This is a genomic window from Pelagibius sp. Alg239-R121 (genome assembly GCF_947331435.1).
Classification (GTDB): Bacteria; Pseudomonadota; Alphaproteobacteria; order Kiloniellales; family Kiloniellaceae; genus Denitrobaculum.
Map to the genome: position 1 here is coordinate 503,760 of NZ_CAMZOF010000002.1, position 26,258 is coordinate 530,017.

The following is a 26,258-nucleotide window of genomic DNA, read 5'->3' on the forward strand; positions in this document are numbered from 1 at the left end:
GACTTTAGTAGGATGGGCGCGGACAAGCCGACAGGTTAACATAGCCAGCATTGCAAAGACCCGACTGTGGATTGCCGCAGCTTTCCGTTACGACGGTCGTTTGCATTGAGGGACGCTTATCCAACGTGTTTCTAAGACCAACGTGTTTCTGAGGAGAAAAAAATGAGCTGGGCAACCCCAAAAGTCATCGAGATCTCCGTAGGTATGGAAATCAACTGCTACGCTTGCGCGGAGTTGTGAAACTCCACTTCGGAGTGGTTATTTAAAAAGCCGGGTGCGTCATCCACTGTTTTCGGATAAACGCTCCCGGCTTTTTTCATTTTTAATCCCAGGAGAGTTTGGGTGCTTCGTGTCTTAGTGCTAGGCGCTGCGGCAGGCGGCGGCTTTCCACAGTGGAACAGCAACAACGAAGCGTCGCAGCGCGCACGGCGTGGCGACCCTGCTGCCCGGCCGTCGAGCCAGTCTTCGGTCGCTGTTTCCGCTGACGGTGAAAACTGGGTGATGTTGAATGCCTCGCCGGACATACGGCAGCAGATCAACGACAACCACCAGCTTCATCCCAAAATCGGTGTCCGGCACAGTCCGATCGCCTGCGTGCTGTTGACCAACGGCGATGTCGATCACGTGGCCGGGCTGCTCACGCTCCGCGAGCGTTATCCTCTGGCGATCTATGCCACTGGCCGGGTGCTGGAGGTTCTGCGCGCCAATTCCATCTTCAACGTCCTCAATCCTGAATTCGTCGAGCGGCGCTCCATCACTCTCGACGAAGGTTTCGAGCCGCGCACGAAAGACGGAACCGGGACAGGGCTTCGTATCGTGCCCTTCGCGGTCCCGGGCAAGGTTGCCCTTTATCTGGAAGACGATGCCGCCGGCGACAATTTCGGAACGGTCGAAGAAGACACGATTGCGCTGCGCATCGAGGATACGAAAAGCGGCGACTACTTCCTTTACGTGCCCGCCTGCGCCAAACTCTCCAGCGGACTTACCAGCCAACTGGACGAAGCCTCGTTGCTCATGTTCGATGGAACCCTCTGGCAGGACGATGAAATGCCGGTGCAAGGTGCAGGCAGCAAGACCGGACGCCGTATGGGGCATATGAGCCTCTCAGGCCCGGACGGCACGCTTGCAGCTTTTGCCGACAGCAAGGTCAAACGCAAGGTGTTCATTCACATCAACAACACCAACCCGATCCTGCTCTCCGACTCGCCCGAACGCGCAGCGGTCGAAGACGCGGGCTGGCAGGTCGCTTACGACGGCATGGAGATAACCATATGACCCTCGCCGCTGAGTCTGCCATCACGCATTACGGCCCTGACGACTTTCTTGACGCAGAGGAATTCGAACGCCGCCTGCGCAAGGTCGGCGCCGAGCGCTACCATAATCTTCACCCCTTCCATAAGCTCCTGCATTCCGGCGGCTGCAGCCACGCGCAGGTGCAGGCCTGGGTGCTGAACCGCTTCTACTATCAAAGCCGCATTCCCCTGAAAGATGCGGCGCTGCTATCGCGCGCGGAAGACCTCGACCTGCGGCGCGAATGGCGCCAGCGGATCGAGGACCACGACGGCCATGCGGGAAATGCCGGCGGCATAGAACGCTGGTTCGTGCTGGCCGAAGCGGTCGGTCTGAAACGCGATTACGTGGCTTCAACAGATGGAATTCTGCCGGCGACGAAATTCGCGGTCGAAGCCTATGTCCGCTTCGTGCGCGACAAGTCCCTGCTGGAAGCTGTCGCGTCCTCGCTGACCGAGCTCTTTGCGCCCAAGATCCACGAAGAACGCATAGCCGGCCTGCTGGAGCACTACGATTTTGCCAATGACCGGACAATCGCCTACTTCACCAATCGCCTGAACGAGGCGCCGAAGGATGTGAAGTTCGGTTTGGCCTATGTCATACGGGAAGCCCGTAACCGCGAGCAGCAGGAACAGGTCATCGCTGCGCTGCGCTTTAAGACCGACGTCCTCTGGGCGCAGCTTGACGCGCTTTATCACGCCTATGTCTCGCCCGGCCACATCCCGCCGGGTGCCTTTGTGCCCGATGGACATACGGGCGAAACCCACCACCGCGTCGGCCGGTCATCAGGCGAAGTGTCATGACCGAGCGCATAGAAATCACCGAAACCTCAGTCCCGGCGCTGCCGCGCGGGGTCAAGTTGCGGTTCGATAAACAGCGCGATCAATGGGTGCTTCTGGCACCTGAACGCCTCTTCGTGCTCGACAGTATCGCGCTGGAAATCGTCAAGCGCTGCAAAGGCGAAGCAAACATCGATGAAATCGCCGATGACCTCGCCACCAGCTTTTCCGCGCCCAAAGACGTGGTCATGAAGGACGTCATCGCGCTGCTGCAGGATCTCACGGACAAGCGGATACTGACCGCATGACCAGCCAGCCCTCAGGCAGCGAGCCCTCAGGCACGCCCCCCGGCTTTCCGCTGGCCATCCTGGCGGAACTGACGCACCGATGTCCGCTGCAATGCCCCTATTGCTCCAACCCCGTGGCCCTTGAAGCCGCCAGTGCGGAGTTGGATACCGACACCTGGCTGCGGGCAATCGAAGAGGTCGCCGAGCTGGGCGCCCTGCAGATTCATTTTTCCGGCGGCGAGCCGACATCGCGCAAAGATCTGGAAACCCTGATCAGAAAAGCCAATGAGGTCGGTCTCTACAGCAATTTGATCACGGCGGGAGTCCTGGTCGGCGAAGACCGTCTGAGCAGCCTTGCAGACGCAGGCCTGGACCACGTTCAGCTCAGCTTTCAGGACAGCGAAGCGGCTGGCTGTGACCGGATCGGCGGGTTCAAAGGCGGTTTCGAAAAGAAACTCGAATTCGCGAAGTCGGTCAATGCGCTCGACCTTCCTTTGACAGCGAACATGGTGGTGCACCGGCAGAATCTCGCCAATCTTGAAACCATGCTTGAGCTGGCTGTCGAGCTCACGGCACGGCGGGTCGAGATCGCTCATGTGCAATACTACGGCTGGGCTTACGTCAACCGCGCTGCTCTCATGCCAACGCGCGCCCAGCTTGAGCGCGCCACCGAAATCGTCGAGGAAGCCCGTGAACGCCTGAAAGGTATTCTGGTCATCGACTACGTGGTGCCCGACTACTATGCCAAGCGTCCGAAATCCTGCATGGGTGGTTGGGGCCAGCAGTTCCTGAACATCTCGCCGGCCGGCAAGGTGCTCCCCTGCCACGCGGCGGAATCGATCACTTCGCTATCGTTCGACCGCTTTCCCGACAAGAGCCTGCGGGAAATCTGGGAGACCTCGGACGCCTTTCTCGCCTACCGGGGTACGGATTGGATGCCAGAGCCCTGCCGGTCCTGCGACCGGCGCGAAATCGACTGGGGCGGCTGCCGCTGCCAGGCCTTCGCAATTACCGGCGCGGCGGACAACGTCGACCCGGCCTGCGCCCTCTCCCCCGAGCATGAACTGCTCCAGGCACTGGCACAGGAAGACTCGCACGCAGGAAGCGACGATTTCCTCTATCGCACGCGGCGGACAGGGTTAGAGCTTCAAGACGCGTAAGAGTTCTCAGCCTAAGCAGGCGCATTGCACTGCATTGAGTTACGAACCACCCGCTTGGCACTTTCATCCTTCAACGAAAAATCAGACCTCAGCCAAATTCACGCAGTGTGAAACCGAAGGTCAGCATTTGGCCGCAGAGCCATCAGCATTCTTCATTCATCCGGGCAGGTCCAAGGCCTGACCAATTCCCCCTCGAACCGTTCGCACTTCACGTTTGACTCCAATGAGTCGGAATGCTCGGTCTTACTTACCAATTGCCGCTTTATGTTGGGAAAACCTTGGAGAAACGCCCGCACCTCATCCAATCTTGGTTCCGCTATGTGAACCGACAGATCTTCCATATCTCTCGTGTCAGGTTCTTGCTCACCCTCGAAATACGGCGCCTCCAGCCAAATATCACCGATATAGGTGGTTTTTTCGGATATCACTTCGAAGTTTACCAATCCTCGAGGGTACAGTCTGGCAGCGTAAGTAGCCGCGGTTGCTGTATATACCGCTGCCCCAGGCACTAAAGTCCCAAAACTACCTACTGAATGCCCATACAGCGTGTATTTTCCCGGTGGAATCTGTAGCAATTGGTACTCTCTAGATGTCGAGTTTGTTCCCAAAATAGAGACTCCACCGGGACGATAGATTTTAATCATCTGGCTTAAATCGCCATCTACCGCTCCTTCACGAATGAAGTAGATGTATAAATTATTTAAAATCTGGTACTGCGTTTGAGTCGAGAAAACGACCACCCCTGAACTACCCTCAACGCTTTGCTCAGAACTAAGCGGCGCATCGTGTTCTCCGATATCATAGGGGCCACTCGCGCACCCTGAGAGCGCCAGTACCGCCGAAATAACAAGCGCCAGCCGCCGAAAATTCGTCATGCAGGATTCCGATCCAATTTTGATTTGCCGATTGCTCTGAATGACTTGAGCTGAGGTGATGTTAGGCAAGCCACCCGGGACTTATCAAGTTAAACACCGCGACATTCAACGCCGCCACTCAACTTTGAGTTCGGGTCCGGAACGGGTTCCTGAACCTGCCTCTCGTGCGTCCGGCCATACGAAACACTGATTCGCATTGAGATGTGGCGAAAACACAGCTCACCAAGGCCAGTAAGACCAATTGCTACCCGGCATCGTGCGCGCCCCGGAGCCGACTCTCCTTGACTCTTTTCCTTGTGTATGAAAAAATTTTCATTAGTTGATAATTTTTTCTATCTTGGGCTCATGGCAGGCAAATCGGCGAACGGAGCACTCAGGGACAGTGACGCGAGTACGGCGACCCGTGCGGCCTGGCTGCATTTCGCCGGCGGCCTCACCCAGGCCGAGGTTGCCAAGCGTCTGGGACTGACCAGCCTCAAAGCCCACCGTCTGATTGCGCGCGCCAGCCGCGAAGGTCTGATCAAGGTCTATATCGACGGTGAGATTTCCGAATGCGTCCAACTGGAAGAACAGCTGAGTGCGCGCTACGGGCTGGAGTTCTGCCAGGTCGTCCCGGATCTGGATGAAGGAGAAAACGATAACAGTGCCCTGCCGCTGAAATCGCTCGGCATGGCCGGGGCGCAGTATCTCAAACTGGCCCTCGAACGTGACAAAGACCAGCTCATCGGCGTCGGTCATGGCCGGACGCTGGCTGCCTGTATCGATTATCTGCCGCGAACCTCTGCCGGAAAAACCCGCTTCGTTTCCCTGCTGGGCGGGCTGACCCGCAAGTTCGCGGCAAACCCCCACGATGTGATCCACCGTCTCGCGGAACGCACCGGCGCCGAAGCCTATGTCATGCCTGTGCCGTTTTTTGCGAATTCGGTCGAAGACCGCTCGGTTCTGCTGAATCAGCGCGGCATCAGCGACGTCGTCGATCTCGCCAAACAGGCCAACCTGCTGATCGTCGGCATCGGCACGGCCGAACCGGGCGCATCGCTGGTGGCGACGGGCATGATCGAACGGAAAGAGATCAATGACATCAAACGCAAGGGCGGGTGCGGCGAACTGCTTGGGCATTTCTTCGACCGCAGCGGTGCACCGGTCAAAACCGATCTGTCGGACCGCACGCTCTCGCTCACACGCGACGACCTGCGGGACCGCAAATTGATTGCCGTCGCCGGGGGAAGCGAAAAAACCGATGCCATCCGCTCAATTCTGAAGAGCGGATTTTTAAAGGGCCTGATCACCAACGAGTTCACGGCAAATGTACTCGCAGGCTCGCCGCCGAAATCAGTTAAATCGGCGAAGGGATAGCAGGTACCAGAGGCGAAAAAATCGCCCCACTCAAACGGAGGGAACGTCATGTACAGTAGAGAACAAGATCTCTTTAAGTCTTACGCGGCCCAGAAAATGAGCCGCCGTGAGCTGATTGAAAAATCACTCAAGCTCGGCATTGCGGCCGGGACGGCAAATTTCCTGTTAAACAGCGCTTCGACCGCGGCCATGGCGGCCGATTTCGACTGGATGAAGCATAAGGGTAAATCGGTCAAACTGCTGTTGAACAAGCATCCCTACGCGGATGCCATGATTGCGAACATCGACAACTTCAAAGCCATGACCGGCGTCGACGTAACTTACGACATCTTTCCGGAAGACGTCTATTTCGACAAGGTCACCGCAGCGCTCTCGTCCAAGTCGAGCCAGTACGACGCCTTCATGACCGGCGCCTATCAGACCTGGCAATACGGCCCGGCCGGCTGGATTGCCGACATGAACGAATACATCGGCGATCCTGAAAAAACGAACCCGAACTATAACTGGGACGATGTGTTGCCCGGCCTGCGTGCTTCGACCGCCTGGTCCGGCGTTCCCGGCGCCGAGCTCGGCGGTGCGGACTCGAAACAGTGGTGCATCCCCTGGGGCTTTGAGCTCAACAACGTCGCCTACAACCGCAAGATCTTCGACAAGCTGGGTCTCGCACCGCCGGAGAACATGGCCGACATGATGGAAGTCGCGGCCAAGATCACCAAGGATGCCGGCGGCCCCTACGGTATCGGTGTACGCGGTTCGCGCTCCTGGGCCACGATCCACCCGGGTTTCCTTTCCGCCTATACCAACTTCGGCGGCAAGGACCTGAAACAGGACGGCGGGAAACTGCGCGCGGCAATGGACTCTGCGGAATCCAAGGCCTTCACGGCGCAGTGGGTCAAGATGATCCAGGATTCGGGCCCCAAGGACTGGGCAACCTATACCTGGTATCAGGTCGGAACCGATCTGGGCGCAGGCGCATCCGGCATGATCTACGACGCCGACATCCTCGGCTACTTCATGAACGGCGGCGACAACAAGGAAGCCGGCAATCTGGCCTATGCCTCCTTCAAGGCAAACCCCGATGCGGCGACACCGACGTCGAACGTCTGGATCTGGTCACTCGCCATGTCCAACTTCTCCAAGGAAAAGGACGCGGCCTGGTACTTCATGCAGTGGGCCTCGAGCGCAGATCACGGCCTGTTCGGCGCACGCAAGATGGATTTCGTCAATCCGGTCCGCGGTGCGGTCTGGAAGGATCAGGAGTTCCGGGACCGGATCGCTCAGAGCTATCCGGGCTACATTGAGCAGTACGAAGCCTCGGCGCCGGACGCGAAGATTTACTTCACGCCGCAGCCGCTGTTCTCGACACTGACGACTGAATGGGCGGCCGGATTGCAAAAGATGGTCACCAAGGAAGTCCCTGTGGACGAGGGTCTCGATCAGCTGGCGGAAAGCGTCAATCGTCAGCTGAAATCGGCAGGCCTTTAAGGACTGACGGGCTAGGGAGCGCGGTGGATCTCGATTGGCCTCGATTGAGGACTGCCGCGCGCCAAAGGGCCTCCGGAGCGAAAACTCCGGAGCTCTGCGGGGCGGCCGTTCTCCCATGGCTGCCCCGCATCCCTAAGGTCAGTGGACGAACCTGCTTGAGAGCAAATGGCAGATCATCCGGTCAGATTGCCCGTCGAAAATTTGACCGGCTTCAAAGCCTTGCCACGACCCTTGAGACTCGGTTTTGCTGTATAACATTATCCGCTTATTGATCGGAGACCGTTAGGTGTATCGCCGCGCCCTACCCTATATGCTGAGTCTGCCCGCTCTGCTTGTCTGCATCGGCATTCTCATTCCTTTTGGAACCGCGGTTTACTATTCGACCCAGCGCTACAATCTTTCCTTTCCGCAGGCGCGCGGTTTTATCGGTCTTGAAAACTACATCGATTTCTTCTCCGACTCTGCGTTCTGGAACACCATTGAGATCTCTCTGCTCTACACGTTTCTGACCGTCGTGCTGGAGCTGTTGCTCGGCCTCGGTATCGCGCTTTTGCTGCGCACACCGGGGCGCTTCAACAACATGGTTTCGATCTTGCTGCTGCTGCCGTTGATGACGGCGCCGGCGATTGCGGCCTTGATGTGGAAGCTGATGACCAATCCGAATTTCGGCGTGCTCAGCTATCTGATCAGCCTGATCGGTTTCGACGATTTCCGCTGGGCCTCCTCGCCCTCCTCGGCGCTCTTTACCGTCGTGCTGGTGGATATGTGGGTCTACACCCCTTTCATCATGATCCTGCTGCTGGCTGGCCTGCGCTCGCTGCCGCGTCAGCCCTTCGAGGCCGCCGAACTGGACGGCGTGCCGCGCTCCTTCGTCTTCTTCCGCATCACGCTTCCCATGCTGATGCCCTACATCATCACGGCGACTCTCTTCCGCCTGCTTGATTCAATTCAGCAGTTCGACATCATCTATGCCATGACCCAAGGCGGTCCCGGCGACAAATTGATGGTGTTCCAGGTGCAGAGTTATCTGGAGTTCTTTCAATACACCAACGTCGGGCGTTCGGCCGCCCTGCTCATGGTGCTCTGGGCCATCACTTATTTCCTCTCAAACCTCTTCGTCAAACACTGGCTGAAGCTGCGCGAACGCGCGCACGGCAACGCGTGAGGCCGCGACGAATATGAACCACACTTCAACAGCCGAACGCATCATCCGGGGCCTCCTTCTGACCTTGGTTCTGCTGTTCTTCCTGTTCCCGATTTTCTGGATCTTCCTGATGTCGTTCCAGACCAACGAGGACATCCTGCGCATTCCGCCCAGCCTGTTTTTCACGCCCACGCTTGAAAACTACGTGGCGCTGATCTCCGGGCGTCTGTCGACCGTGGCGGGCGATCTGGACATCGCCTTTATGCGGAACCTCTGGAATTCGGTGCTGCTGTCCAGCCTCTCGGTCGGTGTCGCACTGATCCTGGGCGTGCCGGCGGCCTACGCCTTCGCGCGCTTCAAATTCCGTCTAGGGGAGAACATTGCCTTTACGCTGCTGTCCTTCCGTTTCGCGCCGCCCTTGCTGGTGCTGCTGCCCCTGTCGCTCTACTTCAGCGAACTGGGCCTCAGCGACACCTACCTCGGTCTCGTATGGGTCTATCAGCTGATCGCGCTGCCGCTGATTCTCTGGATCGTACGCGGCTATTTCGAGGACATCAGTCCGGATATCGAAAACGCTTACCGGATCGACGGCCATTCCTGGGCCAAGACCTTCCGTAAGATTGCCATTCCGCTTGCACGGCCAGGCATCGCCGCCGCCAGCCTTCTGGCTTTCATCTTCTGCTGGAACAACTTCGTCTTCGCCCTGGTGCTGGCTTCCGCCGACAAGCAACCGGTGACGGTCGGCGCTCTGGCCTTCGTGACGGCATCAGGCATTCAGTACGGTCAGGTGGCTGCCGCCATCGTGCTATCGGTTACACCAACCTTGTTGCTGGCGCTCTATGCCCAACGCTATCTGGTCGAGGGTCTCTCTCTCGGCGCTGTGAAGGGATAAAGCGATGACAAGCTTGGAGCTGAACGCCGTCAGCAAGTCGTTCAAGAACGACCAGGTTCTTTCCGGACTCTCCCTATCGGCAACGGAGGGGGAGACCGTCGTGGTTTTTGGGCCGTCCGGCACCGGCAAGACAGTTCTTTTGCGCTTGATATCAGGCATCTACGACCCCGACGATGGCGACATCCGGCTCGACGGCAGTTCCGTCGTCGGCATCGCGCCCGAGCATCGCGGCATAGGCATGGCCTTTCAGAATTTCGCCCTCTATCCCCACATGGAAGCGGCCGACAATATCGCCAGCCCCTTGGAAGCCCGCGGCGGGACGGCGGCGCAGATCATGGAGAAGGTGCGCGAGATCGCCACACTGCTGAAAATCGACCACGTCCTGAGTCATCGGCCCAAGGAACTCTCGAATGGCCAGAAGCAGCGAACCGCTTTGGCGCGCGCGCTGGTCGCCGGCCCGAAGATCCTGCTGCTGGACGATCCCTTGCGAAATGTCGATGCTAAGCTGCGTTTCGAGATGCGTCTGGAATTACCTCGCCTGCTCAGGGATTTTGGTTCGACCACGCTCTACGTCACACAGGACTATAAAGAAGCCATGGCGCTGGGCGACCGGATCGCAGTGTTGCTGAAGGGTGATTTCGCACAGGTCGCGACCCCTCAGGACATCTACAACAATCCTGTAAATGTCGAGGTGGCCAAGCTGTTCGGGGATCCGACCATCAATCTGATCGAAACGCGCCTCACGGTGGCAGACGGGCGTGCGCAGGCCGACCTCGCTGGAACAACCGTGGAACTCGGCACAGGTTACGACCATGCGGATGGACGCGATATCGTTGTCGGCGTTCGGCCCGAGGCGATCTCGGTGTCGGAAACGCCCCTCGAAGGCGCACTGCCGGTCGAATTAATCGCCGTCACGCCTCTCAACGAGCGTGTCGTGATGCTGTTGCATCTCGCAGACGGCACGGAATTCTTTGCCTCCTCGCCGGAAGATGGCGCGACCGGGACCCGCCGTCATGGACCGGCCTTCGCGCGTATCGCACCCGACGCCGTCCTCGTCTTCGACCGTGACAGCGGACAGCGCATCCACCCGCTGGACGCCGGGCCGCAAGTCTCTGGGCAGCAGACGCAATGAGTATTGAAGCCGTGAAACCACCATCACCCGGGCTTGATACAGCCGGACAGGCACCGGTTATAACGGATGCGGGAAATACCTCCGCCCGGACCGCACTTCACCTGGATGCCGTCGACAAGTTCTACGGCGACCCCGCCAACCCGGCCGTGCATGCGGTAAAGAGCTTCTCCATGGAGGTCGCGGAAGGCGAAATCGTTGCGCTGTTGGGCTCATCCGGTTGCGGCAAGACCTCGACCCTCCGCATGATCGCCGGGTTTGAGACTGTGAGCCGGGGCGAGATCAAGCTGGCGGGACGCCGCATCGACGAACTCCGCCCCGCCAAGCGTAACGTCGCGATGGCTTTCGAGGGCTACTCGCTCTATCCGCCCCTGACCGTGCGGGACAATATCGCCTTCGCACTCAAAGCCGCGAAACTCGAACAGGGCGAAGTGGATCGAAAAGTCGACCATATCGCAGACCTGCTCGAAATCGAGACGATCCTGGGCAAATATCCCTCTTCGCTCTCCGGTGGCCAGCAGCAACGCGCCAGTCTCGCCCGCGCCCTGATTCGCAAAGCCGATCTCTATCTGCTCGACGAACCCATGTCTCAACTGGAACCGCAGCTTCGCTCGGTGTTGCGCGGCCGCATCAAGAGCTACCTGATCGAACACGGCCTGACCTCGGTCTTCGTAACCCACGACCAGACCGAAGCAAATGCGCTCGCCGACCGAATTGCCGTGATGGAAGACGGTGTACTGCAGCAGATCGCCAGCCCCGCGGAACTGAAGGACCGGCCTGCCAACCTCTTTGTTGCGACCTTTATCGGCGAACCGCCCATGAATGTCTTCCCCGCCAGACTTGCCGACGATAACGGTCATTTGCATGTGGTGGTGGAAGGTGAAGGTGCCGCGGCCGGATTCACCCTGGATCTGGGCGAGGTTTCGCGGCCGGCCGGCAGCAGGCTAACAGGCGGCGCGGCGGTTCATCTCGGTGTGCGCCCGCACAGCGTTTCCCTGGGCAGAGGCGGCAACAAAGGCCTCCTGGTGTCAAATCAATGGCTCGGCGATCAGACCCATGTGGTCATTGAGGCTGCAGGCCAGACCATGGTTGCCGTCAGCTATGGCCGTGTGGATGAGCAGGTCGGCGCGGAAATCACCTTTTCCCTTTCGCCTCAGGCGATCCATCTTTTTGCCCAGGATGACGGCAGAGCTCTTCTCCACGGCACGGAGGCTGTCGGATGAAAGACGTCCTGATCGGAATCGACGCCGGTACATCAGTCATTAAGGCCATCGCCTTTTCGACCGGCGGCGAACAGCTTGCCGTTTATGCCTGCACAAACAGCTACGAGAACCTTCGAGACGGCGGCGTCGAGCAGGATATCGGCCGCACCTGGCGGGATGCGGCAAAGTCGATTTGCGGGTTGGCCGAACAACTGCCCGGTCTCGCGGAACGGACAGTGGGGGTCGCCGTGACCGGCCAGGGCGACGGCACCTGGCTGATCGACGCAGTGGGCGAACCGGTAGGACCTGCCTGGGTCTGGCTGGACGCCCGTGCCGCGGAGATCGTCCACGAGATGCGGGCTTCGCCGGACGACCGTGCGCGTTTCGAGATCACCGGCACCGGCCTTGCCGCCTGCCAGCAAGGCCCGCAGCTTCAGTGGATGAAGCGGCATCAACCGGAGGTTCTTGCCAAGGCCGCAACCGCCTTTCATTGCAAAGACTGGCTCTACTATAAGTTCTGCGGCGACCGGGTCACCGATCCGTCGGAAGGAACCTTTACCTACGGCGATTTTCGCAAGCGGAACTATTCAGACGACGTCGTCGCTTCCCTTGGCCTCATCGACCATATCCATCTTTTGCCGGAAATCATCGAAGGCACCAGTCAGCACGGCAGCCTGACCGCCGAAGCGGCAGGGGATACGGGACTGTTGGAAGGGACGCCGGTCGTGCTCGGGTATGTCGACGTCATCTGCGCGGCGCTGGGGGCCGGCCTTTACGAACCGGGCGTCGATCTGGGATGCACCATTGTCGGTTCCACCGGCATGCACATGCGTTTCGTCAAATCAGCGAACGAGGTTGTGCTGAACCCGCATAGCACCGGCTACACCATGCCCTTCCCGGTGCCTGGCAGCTATGCCCAGATGCAGTCGAATCTGGCGGGAACCTTGAACATCGATTGGCTCCTGGATGTGGCGCTCGGCGTGCTTTCCAGCGAGGGTGTCGAGCGGTCCCGTGCAGACCTGTTGTCCAAAGCAGACGATTTGGTTGCCGCGGCGCAACCTGCCAACCTGCTTTATCAGCCTTATATTTCAGAAGCGGGCGAACGCGGTCCCTTCACCGACGCCACCGCAAGCGCGGCCTTTCTGGGCCTGTCGACCCGGCACGGCTATGGCGACTTCCTGCGCGCAACTTACGAAGGCCTCTCCTTCGCGGCCCGCGACTGCTACGGCGCCATGGGGCCCTTGCCCAATGAAGTGCGCCTGACCGGAGGTGCGGCGCGCAGCAGGCAGATCCGTCATATACTGAGCGCCGCCCTGAATTCAGGTGTCCGGACCAGCGGACGGGAAGAAGCCGGTGCCGCCGGCGTTGCCATGATGGCTGCCGTCTGCCTTGGCGTTTATCCGGATATGGCTGCCTGCGCCGCAAAGTGGGTCTCGCCTTATCTCGGTGAAGTCGAGGACCCGGATCCGGATCTCGCCGAAATCTATCAAGCAACCTTCGCAGTCTACGAGGAAGCCCGGCGCAATCTGCCACCGCTCTGGCGGTCTCTGACGCAGAGGAATGGAGCCGACCATGGCCAGTGAGATCACGATCATCGGCGATCGCTTTATGATGGCGGGGGCATTTAGCGATGCCATCGAAAAGGCCTGCGGCGCAGAGCACCAGATTCGAAGCCTGGAGTTTGCCTGGCCGGACGAACCCATGGAACACGGCTACGCCAAGCCCGGCATGGACGGCCTGAAGGAATACATGGGCGATCCGGACGAAGTGGTCGATTTTATCGGCGAATCCGAGATCTTCGTGACCCATCTCGCACCGCTGTCGGACGGAATGATGGCGCGCCTGCCAAATCTTAAGTTCGTGGCGGTTTCCCGTGGCGGCCCCGTCAACATCGACATGGACGCTGCCCGCAAACGTAACATCCGGGTGGTCAATGTCCCGGGGCGCAACGCCAGCGCTGTCGCCGAGTTCACCATCGGTGCCATTCTGGCGGAAACCCGCCTGATACGGATGGGCCACGAATCCCTGCGCAAGGGCGAGTGGCGCGGCGACCTCTACCGCGCGGACAGGACCGGTAGGGAGCTGAACGAAATGACCATCGGGGTCATCGGCTACGGCAACATCGGAACCCTCGTCGTGCCGCTTCTGCGCGCCTTCGGCAGCCGGGTCCTGGTCTCGGACCCCTACGTCCAGCTGTCGGCCGCCGATATGAAGGCCGGGGTCGAGCAGGTCAGCCTGGAGGAACTTCTGGAACAGTCCGATGTGGTCACGCTGCATGCACGTGTGACCCCTGAGACCACCAAGTTCATAAACGCGGAGGCCTTCGCCCGGATGAAGCCGGGCAGCCTCTTCGTCAACACGGCCCGCGGGCCGATGGTCGACTACGACGCGCTTTACGACGCCCTGACATCAGGTCACCTGGGTGGCGCCATGCTGGAAACCTTTGCAATAGAGCCGCCGCCGGCCGACTGGCCGCTGCTCCAGCTTCCGAATGTAACACTCACACCGCATATCGCCGGTGCCTCGGTCCGGACTGTGACCTATGCGGCCGAACAGGCAGCCGACGAGGTCCGGCGGTTCCTGAACGGAAAGCCACCAAAGAATCCCTGTTAACGAGCAGGTCAAGCAACTAGATAGAGCGCCAAGAAGTTTTGAACGCCGGCGCGGCAAGGACAACGGAGAGATCCATGACGGAACGGGAAATACGTAAGGCAATCGTTGAGAATTGCCTGAAGATGAATTCGACAGGCCTCAATCAGGGTACCTCGGGCAACCTCAGCGCCCGCTACAAAGACGTGATGATCATCACCCCCAGCGGTATTGCCTATGAGGTTCTTAAGCCGTCGGATCTCGCCACCATGCCGATCGGCAAGAACTACGGTTCCTGGGAAGGTCCGCTCAAACCCTCGACCGAATGGCGCTTTCATCTCGACATCATGATCGATCGTCCCGACGTGGGCGGCATCGTTCATACTCACTCGACCTACGCCACGATCCTCTCCATCGCGGGCAAGGAAATCCCTGCTTGCCACTACATGATCGCGGCCTTCGGCGGCCCGACGATCCGCTGCGCCGACTACGCCACTTTCGGTACTGAGGAGCTTTCGGCCAATGCCCTGAAAGCCCTGGAAGACCGAACCGGCTGTATTCTCGCCAATCACGGCATGATCGCGACAGGCGCCAACGTTGCAAAGGCCATGTGGCTTGCCGTCGAACTGGAGACCATTGCCAAGCAGTATTACCAGAGTCTTCTGATCGGCGGCCCTAACCTCTTGAGCAACGAAGAGATCGCCAACGTAAAGGAACGCTTCAAAGGCTACGGTCTCCAGGACAAAAAGCCTGCGAACAGCAGCCGCAAGACTAAGGCCGCCGCCAAGCCCCGCGCGAAAGCGCAAGCTAAACCGGGCGCGAAAGCGCGAGCTAAACCCAGCGCAAAAGCGCAAGTGAAACCTCGTGCGAAAATCCAGGCAAAACCCCGAACGAAACCCAAAGCAAAGAAACGCGCGTAACTTGAATCCGGGCCGGGACCGGCCCGCATCTGCAAAACCGGAACAATGACACCGCCGCCCACCGCAACGAACACGCTGGAAAAGGACATTGGCAGCGAGCCTGGCATCGTCGATCTCTGCGTGATCGGCGGCGGCGTCAACGGGACCGGGATCGCCCGTGACGCAGCCGGCCGGGGGCTTTCGGTCGTACTCTGTGAGAAAGATGATTTAGGACAGGGGACCTCTTCGCGGTCCGGCAAACTCGTGCATGGCGGGTTACGGTATCTGGAATATTACGAGTTCCGTCTGGTACGCGAAGCGCTTATCGAGCGCGAGGTCCTGCTGGAGAGCGCCCCGCACATCATCTGGCCCCTGCGGTTTGTGCTGCCGCACAGTCCACAGGACAGGCCGGCCTGGCTGATCCGGATCGGCTTGTTTCTCTACGACCATCTGGGCGGCCGCAAGCGCCTGCCCGGCACGCGAACGCTTGACCTGCGCAGCGCACCTGAGGGAGCCGCAATTCAGGAGAACTACCGTAAGGCCTTCGAGTTTTCCGATTGCTGGGTTGATGATGCGCGTCTGGTTGTGCTCAATGCGTTGGATGCCTGCGAGCGCGGGGCAGAGATCCATACCCGGACGGCCTGCATTTCCGCGCGCCGTGAAGATGGTTTCTGGCGGGTCGAGCTGCGGCATGGCCGGACGGGTCAGACCCGGACCATAGCCGCGAAGACCCTGGTCAACGCCGCGGGCCCCTGGGTGCAGGAGGTTTTGAGCAAGGTCACCGGGTTCAATTCCTCGCGCGCTGTCCGCCTGGTCAAGGGCAGCCACCTGGTGGTGCCGAAATTCTGGGACGGCCCCCAGGCCTATCTGGTTCAGAACAGTGACAAGCGGGTGATCTTCATCAATCCCTACGAAAACGATCTCTGCTTAATCGGAACGACTGACACTCCCTACAGCGGTAAGGCCGACGACGTCACTGTGGATGATAAAGAGGTCGACTATCTTCTCTCGGCGGTGAACCGCTATTTCCGGAAGCAGCTGAGCGTTGAAGACGTAATCCATCGCTTTTCCGGCGTGCGGCCGCTTTACGACGATGCTGCGGAGAACCCGAGCGCCGTCACCCGTGACTATGTCTTCGATCTCGACGCGAGTAAGGGGGCACCGCTGCTTTCGATCTTCGGCGGCAAAATCACCACCTACCGCAAACTCGCGGAACATGCGCTGCAAAAGCTTCAACCCTATTTTCCAGGCCTGGGGCCGGACTGGACCGCCTCCTCGGTCTTACCGGGCGGCGGCATCGAAAATGCCGACTACAGTGCTTTCCATGCAGCGGTCAAACAACGCTATTCCTGGCTGCCCGATAGTCTCGCTGATCACTATGGGCGCCTCTACGGCACCCGGTTGCACGACCTTCTCGGCCAATCGAATTCGCTGAGCGAACTGGGTATCCACTTCGGCGGAGATTTCTATGAAGCCGAAGCCCGCTATCTGATGGACAGAGAATGGGCCATGACAACCGAAGACATTCTGGAACGCCGCACAAAGCATGGGCTGCATCTGTCGAAAGAACAGCGGCAGAGCTTCGAGGCCTGGTGCTCAGGCGTAATCGCAAAGGCAGTATGACATGAACCAGCAGGCAGACAGTCTCGACGAGCTTCGGGCTCTTCGCGCGCTCTCCGTACGTATCGGTAAGGACCCCGCCCTTGTGCAGGCAGCCGGCGGCAACACCTCGATCAAGCATGACGGCATACTCTGGATCAAAGCATCGGGCACTTGGTTGAGCCAGGCGCATGATCGGAATATCATGGTCCCCGTGCGCTTAAAGCCCCTGCAGTCGGCCCTTGCCGCCGGCGACCCTGCAGCGGAAAAAGCCCAGAGCTTTGTGGTCAAAGACGCCAACCCGGAAGGCCTCCGGCCGTCGATCGAAACCACGCTGCATGCGGCCATGCCGCAGAAGGTGGTCATCCACGCCCACTGTGTGGAAACGATCGCCTGGTCGATCCGTCAGGACGGCGAAGCCGAGCTGCAGGACCGCATGAGTGCCTTCAATTGGGCCTGGATCCCCTATGTCCGTCCCGGCCTGCCGCTCTCACGCGCGATCGCGGAACGAACGGATCCGGACACCTCCGTCCTGGTTCTGGCCAATCACGGGCTTGTCGTTGCAGCTGATACGGTCGCTGAAGCCGAAGCATTGCTGAAGGATGTTTGCGACGCCCTCAGAGAAGCGGCACGGTCTCTGCCGGAAACTGACATTGACGCCTTGGAAGAGATCGCAAGGGATACGCCGTATCACCTGCCGCGCCACAGGGACACGCACGCCGTCGCGATCGACCCTCTGTCTCGTCGCGCTGCCCTTGGCGGTTCACTCTATCCGGATCACGTGATCTTTTTGGGAACCGGTTGCACGGCACTGAAATCCGGCGAGACTCTGCAGGCGCTGATCTCGGACCGGGAAGCCTCCGGCAACCTGGCACCGGCTATGCTGCTTATTCCAGGTGTCGGTGTACTGCTCCATGATTCGGTCTCCGACAGCGGCGAGGAACTGGCACGTTGTCTCGCGCATGTCACCAGCCGTATTCAGGAAGACAGCGAGATACGCTATTTGACAGCCGAACAGGATTACGAGCTCTTGAACTGGGATGCGGAAAAATACCGAAAGCAGTTGGACGTTGGTGCCTAGAGTAGATCCGGGTTAGACGGAATCGCCTTAGGCGATCTGTCGTCCCGGTGAATCTACTCTAACCATATGATTTAGAGCGGATTCACATGTTTAGACGGAATCGCCTTAGGTGATCAGTCGTCCCGGTGAATCCACCTTAACTGTATGATCCGATCTAGAGCCTGATTTCGGCTTCAGCATCGCACTCTAAAAGTAAAAACAACGCAGGAAAGATACACGCAGTGATCGGCGGAGAGAAAGTTTCAGATAATTTGGCGCTTGGAATTGATGTCGGTACGACGGGTGTCAGAGCCGTGGCCATCGATGAATCAGGTACCGAGGTTGCCCGCGCAGACACGCCGATGGCGATCGCCGGACCGAACCCGCGCAGTCCGGCAGTCTGGTGGACCGCCACGACTAGAACGCTTCAAGCTTTGATGCATGAAGTGGATATGTCTCGCATCAAGGCCGTCGCCGTGGACGGCACCTCCGGAACACTCTTGGCAATCGATGCCAACGGAATGCCGCTCGGCAACGCCCTGATGTACAACGATGTGGCCAGCACTCCGGACGCCATCGCCGATCTCGCGGCACACGCGCCCAAGACGTCTGCCGCCCACGGCCCGACCTCCGGCCTGCTGAAAGTCATTCGATTGCAGGATACCGAGGGGACGTCGAAAGTTGTCCATCAGGCCGACTGGATTGCTGGCTGTCTCACGGGACGCTTCGATATCAGTGACGAGAATAATGCGCTGAAGACCGGATATGATCCCGTAGAACGCTGCTGGCCCGGTTGGCTTGAACAAACCGCTGTCAAATTACCACTGCTGCCGGACGTCGCTGAGCCCGGCAGCGTCATCGCCGAAATTAAATCGGATGTTGCCGCGCAGTTCGCGATTGCCCGCAATGCCGTGGTCGCGGCGGGCACGACGGACGGCTGCGCTTCGTTCCTGGCGACCGGTGCCGAAAAGCCCGGCGACGCCGTGACCGCCCTCGGCTCGACACTGGTGCTCAAAATGCTCTCGGATGAACCGCTTTTCGCGCCCGAGTACGGCCTCTACAGTCACCGTATCGGCGATCGCTGGCTCGCAGGCGGCGCCTCGAATTCCGGCGGAGCGGTTTTGGCGAAACACTTCACTCCCGAGCGCATCCAAGCGCTTTCCGCGGAGATCGATCCCGATAAGCTTCTGGACTTCGGCTACTATCCACTCACCAAGGCGGGCGAGCGCTTCCCGATCAATGATCCGGAATTACCGCCCCGTATGGATCCACGGCCTTTGAGTGACGGTCAGTATTTGCAAGCGATCCTGGAAGGAATAGCCGATGTGGAGGCGCTCGGATATCAGCGCCTCAAAGAACTTGGCGCGCCGGATCTCAAGTTTCTTCGCACGGTAGGCGGCGGCGCGAAGAACGCAGCCTGGACGGCCATACGCCAAAGAAAGCTTTCCGTTCCCTTCGTGACGCCGGCTTCCCAGGACGCTGCCGCGGGAACGGCCCGGCTGGCCCTGTCCGGGGCGCATACTGCGGGCCTTATATGACCTCTTCCAAAACACTTGGCGGGCTGGAAGAAATTGCCGGGAACTACGATCTCTTTCTGGTCGATCAGTTTGGCGTTCTGCACGATGGGCATACGCCCTACGCCGGCGCAATCCGCGTTCTCGAAGAGTTGAAATCCTGCGGAAAGCAAATCGTCCTGCTTTCCAACTCGGGCAAACGCTCGGCACCAAATGCGGAGCGCTTGAGCCGCTTGGGGTTTACGGAAGATCTTTACCACCTGCTGGTCACCTCAGGCGAAGTTGCCTGGCATCAACTCTCCTCCAACACTGCAACGCTGGAAAAACGGCGCTGTCTTCTGCTGTCGCGAGGCGGCGACCGGTCCGCGGTTGAGGGCTTGAATCTGCAGTTGGTTGAAGACGGTACCGAGGCTGACATCGTCTTGATTTCCGGCAGCGAAGGCAGCCAGATCGGATTGGAAGTCTATGCCGAACGGCTGCGGCCCGCAGCCCAACGGGGCGTTGCTTGCCTCTGCACCAATCCCGACAAATTGATGATTACACCGGCTGGCCTGGATTTTGGCGCAGGTCGCATCGCCGAGCTCTATGAGTCACTCGGCGGTTCTGTACAGTGGATCGGCAAGCCCTGGTCCGCCATCTATCGCTTCGCCATGGAGCGTAGCGGTAATCCGGCCCCTGAACGCGTGATCGGTATAGGCGACAGCGTCGAACACGACATTGCAGGCGCCGGCGGCATCGGCGCCGCAAGCGTTCTGATAAAAGCGGGGATCCTTGCCGATACCAACAACAGGGATCTCTCGGAACTTTTCGAAAAGCACGGGGCGACGCCCGACTTCCTGCTTCAATCCTTTGTTTGGAACTGATCCCTCAGAGCAGAGCCGGCAATCAACACCAAGCAGCGTTGACAATAACTCTTCATACTTCCGGGCAAGCTTCCTTCTGGCCACCTCGTTCGATAAGGATGGCCGCAACACCCGCGATGACAATTGCACCGCCGGCCATGACCTGCAGGCTCAGCGTTTCGCCGAGAAAAAGAACACCTCCGATAACCGAGAACACCGGCAACAGCAGGAGAAACGGCGCGACCATGTTGACCGGATGCCGTCGTAAAAGCGTGTACCAAAGACCATAACCGGCCGCCGTCATAATCAGCCCGAGGTAAAGCACGGTCCCCCACACGACCCAACCGGCCGAGGTCATCGCCTGCATATGATTCTCTTCGAAAACCAGCGACATAATGAGAAGCTGCGGTGCGGCAAAAACCGCGACCCAGGCGGTCATGGTAATGCCGTCAATCTCCTTCAGCTTCCGGATCAGGATCTGCCCGAAAGCCCAGGCGCAGGCACCGCCGACCACCATGAACATTGAACTCCAGGCACCGTTCAGCTTCGGCTCGCCGGCAATGAGCATCACGCCGCCAAAAGCCATGGCGATCCCGAACCACTTTCTTACGCTCGGCTGCTCCTTCAGAAACAGGACTCCGAACAACACGAGAAACGGCACCTCCAGCTGCACGACAAGCGCCGTAACCGACGCATCCAGTCCAAGCATCCCGGTAAAGGTCAGGCTGTATTGAATGGCGGCCGAGATGATCGCAATTCCGCAGATCCTCCCCAATGCCCAGACCGGCGGCTTTACGAACCATACCAGCGCCAAGGCCGTAACCGTGAAACGCAGGGACATCAGCAGGATCGGCGGAAAGTGATCGATGGCAGCCTTCGCCACGACAATGCCCATACCCCAGGTGAAGGCAACGGCGATGCCCATTGCAATATCGAGCCGGGTCAGGCGCATCTGTGTCGATCCTTGGTGTTAAGAAGCCGCTTTAAAGCGGTGACGCTAAGCCTTTACCGCGTCCTGGTCACGCGGTAAGACGTCGGGCCGTTGCGTTTTCTGAGAATGATCTTTAGGTGCTGCTCCCGCATTCCTTAATGAACGCACAAAAGCAGACACCACGCAGTGTGGCACCCGTCGAACGGGCGCAGCGGTTAGTTTATTAGACAGGTATCAATGTCCTCAATCCCGGCCACCAACGAATTGACCGCGCCCGTGCCCTCGATCGGCCGCGCCGTGGCCTGGATATCGGTGGCACTTGTCTCCTTCTCTGTGATGGCGGTTGCGGGCCGGGAAATCGCGCCCGATCTCGATACTTTTTCGATCATGCTCTACCGCAGCCTTTTCGGTCTGACGCTGGTGCTCAGTTTCCTCCTGGTCTTTCGACGAGGCGTCTCGGCCGTAAAAACCCGTCGACTGCCGCTGCACCTGATCCGGAACCTGTTCCATTTTGCCGGGCAGAACCTATGGTTTTACGCGGTTGCGCTGGTGCCTCTTGCGCAGGTCTTCGCACTCGAACTGACCACGCCGATCTGGGTTGCCCTGTTGGCGCCTCTGCTGCTGGGCGAACGCTTTACGGCCCTGCGTCTCGGCGCGATCATACTCGGTTTCATCGGTATCCTGATCGTCGTTCGCCCCGGCTTCACGACCCTCGGCCCGGGTGAACTTGCCGCCATCGCCTGTGTCGCCGGCTTTGTCGGAACTGTCATCGGCACAAAGAAACTCACCGGAACGGAAACCACGCTGACAATCATGTTCTGGATGACCCTGTCGCAGACGGTCATGGCGCTGGTCATGCTGAAGGGCGTGCCGATTATCCCCCAAGCGGCGACGATTCCCTGGGTTCTTCTGGTCGGCATCTGCGGTCTGTCAGCGCATTTCAGCATCGCCCAGGCTTTCCGCTATGCCGACGCCTCCATCGTGGCACCGATGGATTTCCTTCGGCTCCCCCTGATCGCTGTTGTCGGCATGATCGTCTATGGCGAAAGCCTCGACATCTGGGTTTTCGTCGGCGGTGTCATCGTGTTCCTCGGGAACTACCTGACGATCCAAACCGCACGGCGGCGCGGCTAAGCACGCAGGCACAAATCCCTCTCACGGTATCGCGGTACAGGAAACAGGCGGCACGCCCCAAGAGTCTTACCTGTGACCGGCCCCTGGTTTCCGGTTTCTGGTCTCCGGTCTCCGGTCTCCGGCGAACACTGCCCCTTTATCATCAAAACAACCTGATCGAGAAATTACATTTGTAATTATTTGTACTACATATGTTGACATTTCTCCTATAAGTGTATATAAATCGATTCATGTTCAGTCTTGAATTGCGCTTTCCCTGGGTGAAATCACATGGTCGAAAAGTCTGTTCCCTTGAGCGTTCGCATGAGCGCGAACGACATGGCAATGCTGTCTTCTCTTGTATTGCCAGGCGCCATCACCCCCAGCGAAAAGCTGCGAAAACTCGTTCGAGACGCCTACAGGAGGGAAACGGCGAAGCATCAATTCGACGCTGCGCTGGAGTTGAGCGAAGAGCAGGTCAATCCGACCGCGCACAATGTGAGAGTCGCGGAGGCAAGACACCATCTTCACTCGGAGTTTCTGCTCCAGGTTCTGAACTGGCTACCCGACGTCATCGCCCTGGCAATGACGAGATCCGGCGAGAAAACGCTTAATCCAGAGCAGCTTGCAGAGCTCGAACAGGAGCTCGCAGATCGTGTTTTCGCCTTGATGATTGCGGTTCTGAATATGGCAATAACCGCGGATCAACAGTGTTACGAGCCGAAAGTTCTGCTGCAGCGCATGCCTTCTGTGCTCGCGGTCTCCCGGCTTCTGGATAGTGTCGTCGCCATCAATTATGGAGAACGAAAATGAGTGAATCTCTTGCCGGTCGTGTGAAACGACTGATCTCTGGAAGCGCCAACATGGTCGTCTCAGCGATGGAAGATATGGCGCCCGAAATGGTTATGGAGGAAGCGATCCGCGAGATCGATACCGCCATCGACGACATCCGTGTCGAGCTTGGCCAGGTGATGACCCGGCAGTATCACGCGAGCCAGCGGATCGGCTCTGAAAATCAGCGCCATGAAGACTTAAGCGAGAAAATCAGAGTTGCCCTCCGGGAGGAGCGCGCGGATCTGGCGGAGGCGGGAGTGGCCCGGCTGCTCGACATCGAAGCACAGATTCCTCTGCTCGAATCAGTCCTCGCGGAAACCCGGGAAACGCAGGCGGAACTGGAAGGTTACATCAGCGCGCTACAGGCCCGCCGCAGAGAAATGCGGGAGGAGTTGAAACAATTTCTGAACGCGACGCAATCCGCAGCAACTCAGCCTGAAGTGTTGGGAGCGGCCGACAGTGCCAGCGGTGTTGAACGCCGGGTGGAAAAAGCCTCCCAAAGTTTCGATCGGATCATGGAGCGCGCCAGTGGTGTGGGGCGCGGCGATATCGCCCTCGACCGTAAGACGTTGGCCGCTACTGCTGAGCTGGAAGAGCTTGCCCGCAGAAACCGCGTAAAGGAACGCATGGTGGCCTTTAGAGAACGGGGATAGCTCCGCAACCGGTGCCTCTTTCAACAGGTTAAAGGATTAATGTTCCTGACCGAATCCGACACAAACGATCGCACTCAAGTAGGGGAGATTGCTCATGATCGATTTACTTCTGGCCTCAGACTCACGACCTTTCTCGGTCGCCCTAGCAATGATGTCCGGCCTTGCGGTACTCGAAATAGGTTTCCTGCTTGGCGGCCTGGGGGGAATATCCCAGCTGATCGATGCGGTGCTGCCGGAAGGATTGAGCGCGGGCGTAGATCTGGACCTGGATGCTGATATCGAGGCCGACGCGGATTTGCCTGACGGCAACGGCCCGTCGTTTCTTCAAGGTGTGTTGGGGTTTTTCGGCATTGGCACGGTGCCGTTCCTCGTCGTCCTGGTCGCGTTCCTGACCTCTTTCGGTCTGGTCGGGCTGGCGGAGCAGTATCTGGTTAAAGCGCTCACAGGCACTTACCTTCCCGCAACCATCGCGTCGATGCCTGCCTTGATCCTCGGGTCGTCCCTGAGTGGCCGTATCGCGCTCTTCTTCGGAAGACTGATCCCAAGCGTCGAAACCGACGCGGTGTCTTCGGAAACCTTCGTTGGGCGGGTGGCCAGGATCACCGTGGGAACGGCGCAACAGGGCCAGCCTGCCCAAGCACGGCTGCACGACCAGAAAGGCCACAGTCACGTGGTTTTGGTGGAACCCGACCAGGACCACCAGACTCTCCCGGAGGGAAGCAGCGTCCTTTTGGTGTCCCGCGAAAGCAGCATTTTCCGCGCGATCCCGGCACCGAGCGATTCCCTCTACGAACAATAGATTTTCGATAACGGCGTAAGGAGTATTGGTATGAATGATTTAATTGGTATTGGAATTACAGCAGGCCTCGCCCTGCTGGCTTTAATCACCATCAGCTTGATCTTTGCCCGGCTTTATGTCCGGGCCTCAAAGGAAGTCTCCTTTGTGAGAACGGGTCTGGGTGGACAGAAAGTTGTGCTTAACGGCGGCACCCTGGTGTTTCCGGTTTTGCACGAGGCGATCCCGGTGAACATGAACACCCTGCGCCTCGAAGTGCAACGCTCCAACGAACAGGCGCTCATCACACGCGATCGTATGCGCGTCGATGTGCTGGCCGAGTTCTACGTGCGGGTTCAGCCGACCTCGGAATCCATCGCTGCGGCCGCTCAGACTCTGGGCCAGCGGACAATGCAGCCCGATGCCCTGAAAGACCTGATCGAGGGCAAATTCGTCGACGCCTTGCGCGCGGTCGCGGCAGAAATGACCATGGAAGAACTGCACGAGCAACGTGTCAGCTTTGTGCAAAAAGTGCAGAAAGCTGTCTCCGAGGACTTGCTGCAGAACGGTCTCGAGCTGGAATCCGTCTCGCTCACCGGTCTCGATCAGACCAAGAAGGAGTTCTTCAGCTCCGACAACGCGTTCGATGCGGCCGGTCTGACCAAGCTGACCGAGGAGATCGAGGCAAAGCGCAAACGGCGCAACGACATCGAGCAGGATACGCGCGTCGAAATCGAACAGAAAAATATGCAGGCCGAGCAACAGCGCCTGCAGATCTCCCGCGATGTCGAATACGCCCGGCTGGAACAGGAACGCGAAGTCTCGGTTCGTAAAGCCACGCAAGCCAGTGAAATCGCACGCGAAGAAGCCGAACGCACGCGGATTGCGGACGAAGCGCGGATTCTTGCCGCCCAGGAAGTCGAACTGGCGAAGATCAGTGCGGAACGGGAGACGGAAGAGCGCCGCATTGAGAAGGAGCGGACCATCCGCGAAAAGGATATCGATCGCGAGAAGACGGTCGAGGTCGCCAATCAGGACCGGACCATCGCAATCGCTGAAAAATCCCAGCAACAGGCTGCTGCTCAGGCAGAGGCCGACCGCGCCCGCGCCATTGCCGTGCAGGCCGAAGAGCAGGTCGTGACGGTACGGGAAACCGAACGCTCCGAGCGCGAAAAGGCGATCGAGCTGATCGAAGCCAGCAAAGAGGCCGAACGTAGCGCCATTGCCGTCCAGGTGAAGGCGGAAGCCGAAAAAATGGCGGCGGAAGACGAGGCCGATGCCATCACCACGCTGGCACAGGCGGGCGCAAGCAAGAGCCGCATCGAAGCCGAAGGTGATGCCGAGGCTGAAAAGTTGCGGGCGGAAGCTGCGCGGCTGCGTTACGAAGTTGATGCCAAGGGTCGCATGGCACTCAACGAGGCCGACAATCTGCTGTCAGATGACATCGTGCAGATGAAGGTGCGCCTGGCCCTGATCGAGCAGATGCGCGATATCATCCGCGAATCGGTCAAGCCGATGGAGAACATCGACTCCATCAAGATCCTGCAGCTTGACGGCATAGCCCCAATGGGCGGCAACGGTGCGGCCAGCGCCGGAAATGGAACCGGAGGCGGCGGAGCCGATCAGATCGTGCAAAGCGCGCTGAAGTACCGGGCGCAGGCACCGCTGGTCGACGGCCTGCTGAAAGAACTGGGTCTGGAGAACGGCGATTGGAGCAACATGACCGCCGCGCTCAATGAGCAGCTGAACGGCAAAGCTGCGCAAATTCTGCCGAGCAGCGACAGCCCGCCGGAAGCGCCGGCTTCGCAAGCCTAATCTGCATAACAGGCGAAAACAGACCCCGCCGGTCT

At 59.1% G+C, this 26,258-nt stretch carries 25 protein-coding genes; 23 read left to right on the plus strand and 2 right to left on the minus strand.

Features of this window, described 5'->3' with window-relative positions; genetic code table 11:
- Positions 1–162: 162 nt before the first annotated feature.
- The 5 genes from pqqA to pqqE all read left to right on the plus strand — a co-directional run bounded on the left by pqqA (position 163) and on the right by pqqE (position 3,516).
- A complete protein-coding gene (pqqA, locus tag QMZ18_RS37040) occupies positions 163–240 on the plus strand; it encodes a pyrroloquinoline quinone precursor peptide PqqA (RefSeq protein ID WP_142895147.1) in 78 nt (25 codons plus the stop codon).
- Positions 241–342: 102 nt separating this feature from the next.
- A complete protein-coding gene (gene pqqB / locus QMZ18_RS09545) occupies positions 343–1,275 on the plus strand; it encodes a pyrroloquinoline quinone biosynthesis protein PqqB (protein ID WP_282606050.1) in 933 nt (310 codons plus the stop codon).
- A complete protein-coding gene (gene pqqC / locus QMZ18_RS09550; protein WP_282606051.1) occupies positions 1,272–2,093 on the plus strand; it encodes a pyrroloquinoline-quinone synthase PqqC in 822 nt (273 codons plus the stop codon). The genes pqqB and pqqC overlap by 4 nt, the downstream gene beginning before the upstream one ends.
- On the plus strand, positions 2,090–2,377 hold the full coding sequence (gene pqqD / locus QMZ18_RS09555; protein WP_282606052.1) for a pyrroloquinoline quinone biosynthesis peptide chaperone PqqD: 288 nt from the start codon (positions 2,090–2,092) through the stop codon (positions 2,375–2,377). The genes pqqC and pqqD overlap by 4 nt, the downstream gene beginning before the upstream one ends.
- Positions 2,374–3,516 (plus strand): pyrroloquinoline quinone biosynthesis protein PqqE, encoded by a 1,143-nt coding sequence (gene pqqE, locus QMZ18_RS09560; protein ID WP_282606053.1) that lies wholly within the window; start codon positions 2,374–2,376, stop codon positions 3,514–3,516. Before pqqD ends, pqqE begins: the two co-directional genes overlap by 4 nt.
- A gap of 152 nt (positions 3,517–3,668) precedes the next feature.
- On the opposite strand, the gene QMZ18_RS09565 is transcribed toward pqqE, so the two are convergent.
- Positions 3,669–4,391, minus strand: coding sequence for a hypothetical protein (locus QMZ18_RS09565; RefSeq protein ID WP_282606054.1), 723 nt, complete (start codon positions 4,389–4,391; stop codon positions 3,669–3,671).
- A gap of 345 nt (positions 4,392–4,736) precedes the next feature.
- Between QMZ18_RS09565 and QMZ18_RS09570 the strand changes: the two genes are divergently transcribed.
- From QMZ18_RS09570 to QMZ18_RS09630, 13 genes are all read left to right on the plus strand, one after another.
- Positions 4,737–5,747, plus strand: a complete 1,011-nt coding sequence (locus QMZ18_RS09570) for a sugar-binding transcriptional regulator (RefSeq protein ID WP_282606055.1) — start codon at positions 4,737–4,739, stop codon at positions 5,745–5,747.
- A 48-nt stretch (positions 5,748–5,795) separates the two neighbouring features.
- Positions 5,796–7,232 carry an ABC transporter substrate-binding protein gene (locus QMZ18_RS09575; RefSeq protein ID WP_282606056.1) on the plus strand — a complete coding sequence of 479 codons (1,437 nt, stop codon included), beginning with the start codon at positions 5,796–5,798 and terminating at the stop codon, positions 7,230–7,232.
- A 286-nt stretch (positions 7,233–7,518) separates the two neighbouring features.
- Positions 7,519–8,397 (plus strand): sugar ABC transporter permease, encoded by an 879-nt coding sequence (locus QMZ18_RS09580; RefSeq protein WP_322097179.1) that lies wholly within the window; start codon positions 7,519–7,521, stop codon positions 8,395–8,397.
- A 13-nt stretch (positions 8,398–8,410) separates the two neighbouring features.
- Positions 8,411–9,268, plus strand: a complete 858-nt coding sequence (locus QMZ18_RS09585) for a carbohydrate ABC transporter permease (RefSeq protein ID WP_282606057.1) — start codon at positions 8,411–8,413, stop codon at positions 9,266–9,268.
- Positions 9,269–9,272: 4 nt separating this feature from the next.
- On the plus strand, positions 9,273–10,400 hold the full coding sequence (locus tag QMZ18_RS09590) for an ABC transporter ATP-binding protein (RefSeq protein ID WP_282606058.1): 1,128 nt from the start codon (positions 9,273–9,275) through the stop codon (positions 10,398–10,400).
- Positions 10,397–11,620 carry an ABC transporter ATP-binding protein gene (locus QMZ18_RS09595; RefSeq protein ID WP_282606059.1) on the plus strand — a complete coding sequence of 408 codons (1,224 nt, stop codon included), beginning with the start codon at positions 10,397–10,399 and terminating at the stop codon, positions 11,618–11,620. Before QMZ18_RS09590 ends, QMZ18_RS09595 begins: the two co-directional genes overlap by 4 nt.
- Entirely contained in the window at positions 11,617–13,182 is a 1,566-nt protein-coding gene (locus QMZ18_RS09600; RefSeq protein ID WP_282606060.1) for an FGGY-family carbohydrate kinase, read from the plus strand. Before QMZ18_RS09595 ends, QMZ18_RS09600 begins: the two co-directional genes overlap by 4 nt.
- Positions 13,172–14,212, plus strand: a complete 1,041-nt coding sequence (locus QMZ18_RS09605; RefSeq protein ID WP_282606061.1) for a 2-hydroxyacid dehydrogenase — start codon at positions 13,172–13,174, stop codon at positions 14,210–14,212. Before QMZ18_RS09600 ends, QMZ18_RS09605 begins: the two co-directional genes overlap by 11 nt.
- Before the next feature lie 74 nt (positions 14,213–14,286).
- Positions 14,287–15,108 (plus strand): class II aldolase/adducin family protein, encoded by an 822-nt coding sequence (locus tag QMZ18_RS09610; RefSeq protein ID WP_282606062.1) that lies wholly within the window; start codon positions 14,287–14,289, stop codon positions 15,106–15,108.
- 45 nt (positions 15,109–15,153) lie between these two features.
- Positions 15,154–16,710, plus strand: a complete 1,557-nt coding sequence (locus QMZ18_RS09615) for a glycerol-3-phosphate dehydrogenase (protein ID WP_282606063.1) — start codon at positions 15,154–15,156, stop codon at positions 16,708–16,710.
- Between the two features lies 1 nt (position 16,711).
- Positions 16,712–17,767 (plus strand): class II aldolase/adducin family protein, encoded by a 1,056-nt coding sequence (locus QMZ18_RS09620; RefSeq protein ID WP_282606064.1) that lies wholly within the window; start codon positions 16,712–16,714, stop codon positions 17,765–17,767.
- A gap of 221 nt (positions 17,768–17,988) precedes the next feature.
- A complete protein-coding gene (locus QMZ18_RS09625; RefSeq protein WP_282606065.1) occupies positions 17,989–19,284 on the plus strand; it encodes an FGGY-family carbohydrate kinase in 1,296 nt (431 codons plus the stop codon).
- Entirely contained in the window at positions 19,281–20,123 is an 843-nt protein-coding gene (locus QMZ18_RS09630; protein WP_282606066.1) for a TIGR01459 family HAD-type hydrolase, read from the plus strand. Before QMZ18_RS09625 ends, QMZ18_RS09630 begins: the two co-directional genes overlap by 4 nt.
- 52 nt (positions 20,124–20,175) lie before the next feature.
- Here the strand turns inward: QMZ18_RS09630 and QMZ18_RS09635 are convergent, their stop codons facing one another.
- On the minus strand, positions 20,176–21,054 hold the full coding sequence (locus QMZ18_RS09635; protein ID WP_282606067.1) for a DMT family transporter: 879 nt from the start codon (positions 21,052–21,054) through the stop codon (positions 20,176–20,178).
- A 216-nt stretch (positions 21,055–21,270) separates the two neighbouring features.
- Between QMZ18_RS09635 and QMZ18_RS09640 the strand changes: the two genes are divergently transcribed.
- The 5 genes from QMZ18_RS09640 to QMZ18_RS09660 all read left to right on the plus strand — a co-directional run bounded on the left by QMZ18_RS09640 (position 21,271) and on the right by QMZ18_RS09660 (position 26,223).
- Positions 21,271–22,167: a DMT family transporter gene (locus tag QMZ18_RS09640; RefSeq protein WP_282606068.1), complete on the plus strand. Its 897-nt coding sequence runs from the start codon at positions 21,271–21,273 to the stop codon at positions 22,165–22,167.
- Positions 22,168–22,437: 270 nt separating this feature from the next.
- Positions 22,438–22,959, plus strand: coding sequence for a hypothetical protein (locus tag QMZ18_RS09645; protein ID WP_282606069.1), 522 nt, complete (start codon positions 22,438–22,440; stop codon positions 22,957–22,959).
- Positions 22,956–23,633, plus strand: coding sequence for a PspA/IM30 family protein (locus QMZ18_RS09650; RefSeq protein ID WP_282606070.1), 678 nt, complete (start codon positions 22,956–22,958; stop codon positions 23,631–23,633). The genes QMZ18_RS09645 and QMZ18_RS09650 overlap by 4 nt, the downstream gene beginning before the upstream one ends.
- Before the next feature lie 94 nt (positions 23,634–23,727).
- A complete protein-coding gene (locus tag QMZ18_RS09655) occupies positions 23,728–24,432 on the plus strand; it encodes a YqiJ family protein (protein WP_282606071.1) in 705 nt (234 codons plus the stop codon).
- Between the two features lie 30 nt (positions 24,433–24,462).
- On the plus strand, positions 24,463–26,223 hold the full coding sequence (locus QMZ18_RS09660) for a flotillin family protein (RefSeq protein ID WP_282606072.1): 1,761 nt from the start codon (positions 24,463–24,465) through the stop codon (positions 26,221–26,223).
- Positions 26,224–26,258 lie beyond the last annotated feature (35 nt).

What these genes read in the sequence shown, in the direction of transcription:
- QMZ18_RS09655 (WP_282606071.1), top strand. Translation starts at nt 23,728, where the DNA reads ATGATCGATTTACTTCTGGCCTCAGACTCACGACCTTTCTCGGTCGCC.
- QMZ18_RS09605 (WP_282606061.1), top strand. Translation starts at nt 13,172, where the DNA reads ATGGCCAGTGAGATCACGATCATCGGCGATCGCTTTATGATGGCGGGG.
- QMZ18_RS09620 (WP_282606064.1), top strand. Translation starts at nt 16,712, where the DNA reads ATGAACCAGCAGGCAGACAGTCTCGACGAGCTTCGGGCTCTTCGCGCG.
- QMZ18_RS09630 (WP_282606066.1), top strand. Translation starts at nt 19,281, where the DNA reads ATGACCTCTTCCAAAACACTTGGCGGGCTGGAAGAAATTGCCGGGAAC.
- QMZ18_RS09645 (WP_282606069.1), top strand. Translation starts at nt 22,438, where the DNA reads ATGGTCGAAAAGTCTGTTCCCTTGAGCGTTCGCATGAGCGCGAACGAC.
- QMZ18_RS09650 (WP_282606070.1), top strand. Translation starts at nt 22,956, where the DNA reads ATGAGTGAATCTCTTGCCGGTCGTGTGAAACGACTGATCTCTGGAAGC.
- QMZ18_RS09595 (WP_282606059.1), top strand. Translation starts at nt 10,397, where the DNA reads ATGAGTATTGAAGCCGTGAAACCACCATCACCCGGGCTTGATACAGCC.
- QMZ18_RS09635 (WP_282606067.1), bottom strand. Translation starts at nt 21,054, where the DNA reads ATGCGCCTGACCCGGCTCGATATTGCAATGGGCATCGCCGTTGCCTTC.
- pqqD (WP_282606052.1), top strand. Translation starts at nt 2,090, where the DNA reads ATGACCGAGCGCATAGAAATCACCGAAACCTCAGTCCCGGCGCTGCCG.
- pqqC (WP_282606051.1), top strand. Translation starts at nt 1,272, where the DNA reads ATGACCCTCGCCGCTGAGTCTGCCATCACGCATTACGGCCCTGACGAC.
- QMZ18_RS09590 (WP_282606058.1), top strand. Translation starts at nt 9,273, where the DNA reads ATGACAAGCTTGGAGCTGAACGCCGTCAGCAAGTCGTTCAAGAACGAC.
- QMZ18_RS09585 (WP_282606057.1), top strand. Translation starts at nt 8,411, where the DNA reads ATGAACCACACTTCAACAGCCGAACGCATCATCCGGGGCCTCCTTCTG.
- pqqE (WP_282606053.1), top strand. Translation starts at nt 2,374, where the DNA reads ATGACCAGCCAGCCCTCAGGCAGCGAGCCCTCAGGCACGCCCCCCGGC.
- QMZ18_RS09610 (WP_282606062.1), top strand. Translation starts at nt 14,287, where the DNA reads ATGACGGAACGGGAAATACGTAAGGCAATCGTTGAGAATTGCCTGAAG.
- QMZ18_RS09575 (WP_282606056.1), top strand. Translation starts at nt 5,796, where the DNA reads ATGTACAGTAGAGAACAAGATCTCTTTAAGTCTTACGCGGCCCAGAAA.
- QMZ18_RS09565 (WP_282606054.1), bottom strand. Translation starts at nt 4,391, where the DNA reads ATGACGAATTTTCGGCGGCTGGCGCTTGTTATTTCGGCGGTACTGGCG.
- QMZ18_RS09570 (WP_282606055.1), top strand. Translation starts at nt 4,737, where the DNA reads ATGGCAGGCAAATCGGCGAACGGAGCACTCAGGGACAGTGACGCGAGT.
- QMZ18_RS09600 (WP_282606060.1), top strand. Translation starts at nt 11,617, where the DNA reads ATGAAAGACGTCCTGATCGGAATCGACGCCGGTACATCAGTCATTAAG.
- QMZ18_RS09660 (WP_282606072.1), top strand. Translation starts at nt 24,463, where the DNA reads ATGAATGATTTAATTGGTATTGGAATTACAGCAGGCCTCGCCCTGCTG.
- QMZ18_RS09640 (WP_282606068.1), top strand. Translation starts at nt 21,271, where the DNA reads ATGTCCTCAATCCCGGCCACCAACGAATTGACCGCGCCCGTGCCCTCG.
- QMZ18_RS09615 (WP_282606063.1), top strand. Translation starts at nt 15,154, where the DNA reads ATGACACCGCCGCCCACCGCAACGAACACGCTGGAAAAGGACATTGGC.
- pqqA (WP_142895147.1), top strand. Translation starts at nt 163, where the DNA reads ATGAGCTGGGCAACCCCAAAAGTCATCGAGATCTCCGTAGGTATGGAA.